This is a genomic window from Fulvivirga kasyanovii, assembly GCF_009711405.1.
GTDB lineage: Bacteria > Bacteroidota > Bacteroidia > Cytophagales > Cyclobacteriaceae > Fulvivirga > Fulvivirga kasyanovii.
Map to the genome: position 1 here is coordinate 1 of NZ_SMLW01000221.1, position 2,435 is coordinate 2,435.

A 2,435-nucleotide genomic window follows, 5' to 3' on the forward strand; every position below is an offset into this window, starting at 1 on the left:
AAACTTCCGAAAGTTTGGTAAAGCTTAACTATTAAGAAGCGCAGCAGCAGTTAAAATGCTCAAACAGAACCCATTCCGCCCTTACAGGGCTCACCCCCATTCACCATTGATTAACAAAAGGCTGCACCTTTTGCTAAAAGATTTTACCCTTTCAGGGTTCGACGCGAGTCCGGTATTTGTTTAATAGGATCCCCTGTTGCTGTCCCTAGACAGCAACATCCCAGAAAGAGATTCTTCACCTCCCGACACTATCCCCTGACAGCACCATGCAAGCATCAGCAGAAAGCCTGAATCACCTCCCAAAAAGCCGCCAAAGAAATCCTGCTAACCCAGCAATAGCAATCCCCGAAATGATAAGCAAAACCTTTTGATCATAGAAAAGGTAACCCGTGACAGCAAAGCCCAGAATAGCTAAAATTGAGGTGGTTAAAAACAGGTTGCCAAGCCCTATATCATGGGCATCGTCTAGGTTGAACCACCGGGCAAAGTTGAGCACATAGCTCAACAGGAAGCCCGCCAGAATAAACCCTGCATTGATCAGAATGTACTTGAGTATCATTGCGTCCCTAAGGCTGTTAAATGAAATTAAACAAGCTATTGAGAAAGAACAGCACAGCTACAATCGCCAGTATGGATATGACCAGCAGTACCTTATGCCTGAAAAAAACATAACCAGTATAACCCAGACCTATAACAGTAAAAACAGACGTGGTAAAAAACAGATTGCCCAAGCCCAGATCATGTGTATCATCCAGTCCAAACCAGGAAGCAAAATTGATAACAAAGCTTAATAAGAACCCTGCAAGGACAAACCCGGCATTAATGAGTACATACCTGCTAACTGTCTTAAAACCTGTTTGCATAACTTGTATTAGTCCTTGGTTACCTTAAACTCCTCTCCCGGTCCTGACACGGTCGGGTTTTCCACCATGTTGAACACCTGAGTATCGAGATATACTTTCACCTGCGGCCATGGGGTTTTCGCCTTGTAGTACCTGAACACCTGGGCACCTTTGTCCATGGCTGCCTTGGCACCTTTTATTTTAGACAATCCCTCATAGCTGTAGTCACCGTTACCCTTGTCGTGTTCACCGTGCTTATGCCCATCCTGGTTTACATAGGAGTGGAAAGACTTGATCGGATCACCTTCATTTTCTTCAACCCGTTCCGCATGGCCGTGGGCATGCGAATCCTGGATCATGTGCATTAAACTGCCCATGGCACGCTTCGGTGTGCTTCCCTCTTTATGGGTATGGAACAAGTTATCTATAGTGAGTTTATCCGCCTTTGGTGTTCCCTTAAAATATTCTGTAAAACCAGCCACTGGCACACTGGTAAGCGTAGTACTGCTCTTGATGTCCTCTATCCCCACACGATAAGCAAACTCCGCCCAGATCATAACCTTGTCCTTTGTAATCTGCGCCTTGATGCCATCAGCGATAGCCATGGCATGAAAGAACTGTAGATCACCAAAATGGCTCCTGGCCGTCATATTATCCTGCTTGCCAATCTGCTCACCCTTCTTGCTTTTGTCTTTCCCGTCCGAGAAATGATTGTACCACACCAGCCCGCTACTGTAGTTGTCGTTGTCCTTCTTGTTATTGTCAAACAGCAGGCCTTCGGGATCATCATTCCAGATCACTCCCCTGATGTATTCAAATACCTCTTCATCATCAAAGGAAGTACCTTCCGGCACAATACCGGCCTTTATAAGCGACTGCAACGTCAGGTTTTCATGAACAGGGTCCCCTTTGTTCCATGGCCCTTCAATTTCGTTCTTTTGCACTACATCATCCTGCGCTTTCTTTTGAACAGCTACTCCACTGTTTATAGCCTGTCCGCGGGCAGCTTTGGCTCCCATGGTATCCGCTTCCTGCTCCAGCGCAGGGTCATCATTGACTGCAAGGCCTTTGGCCTGGGTGGTGGCTTTTACGCGGCCCTGCCGCTGTTGCACCACATGGGTAAGCTCATGGCCTATCAACTCCTGCCCTTTGGAACTGGCAGGATTATACTGACCGGGAGCAAAATGGATATCATTGCCTTGTGCATAAGCCAGTGCTCCGATTTTCTGCGCCTGAGAAGAGTTATTATGTACCTTAATATCCGCAAAGCTGGTGCCGAATGCTCCTTCCATCTTGCCCTTAACCGCATCAGGAAGACCTCCTGAGTTTTCGGTGGATGCGGCAAGCGCTCCTTCCTTAGCCTGAACAGGATTTGATGTTGCAGTTTCATAGTTGTTAACCTGCATACCCTGAATGACTCCACCCATCGAAGACTGGGTTGCTGTGTTTCCGGAAGATTTCTGCGCAGGCACAAATCCTGCTTTCCCCGGTGTCTGCTGAGTATTTAATGATGATTTGGATAAATTATCCTTTTGCAAATTGTCCTGTTTGCGTCCCGGAGCGGATGATGATTGCTGCTGCTGTTGAAAATCG

The 2,435-nt window shown here is 46.9% G+C and carries 3 protein-coding genes; all 3 read right to left on the reverse strand.

Annotated features, from left to right (window positions below; genetic code table 11):
- Positions 1–292: 292 nt before the first annotated feature.
- Positions 293–559 (reverse strand): hypothetical protein, encoded by a 267-nt coding sequence (locus tag E1163_RS01005; RefSeq protein ID WP_155168663.1) that lies wholly within the window; start codon positions 557–559, stop codon positions 293–295.
- 16 nt (positions 560–575) lie between these two features.
- A complete protein-coding gene (locus tag E1163_RS01010; RefSeq protein ID WP_155168664.1) occupies positions 576–863 on the reverse strand; it encodes a hypothetical protein in 288 nt (95 codons plus the stop codon).
- Positions 864–871: 8 nt separating this feature from the next.
- A partial coding sequence (locus E1163_RS01015; RefSeq protein WP_221417892.1) for an eCIS core domain-containing protein occupies positions 872–2,435 on the reverse strand: 1,564 nt, incomplete at its 5' end.

Excerpts from the sequence above, each read along its gene's own strand:
- E1163_RS01005 (WP_155168663.1), bottom strand. The coding sequence starts at position 559 with ATGATACTCAAGTACATTCTGATCAATGCAGGGTTTATTCTGGCGGGC.
- E1163_RS01010 (WP_155168664.1), bottom strand. The coding sequence starts at position 863 with ATGCAAACAGGTTTTAAGACAGTTAGCAGGTATGTACTCATTAATGCC.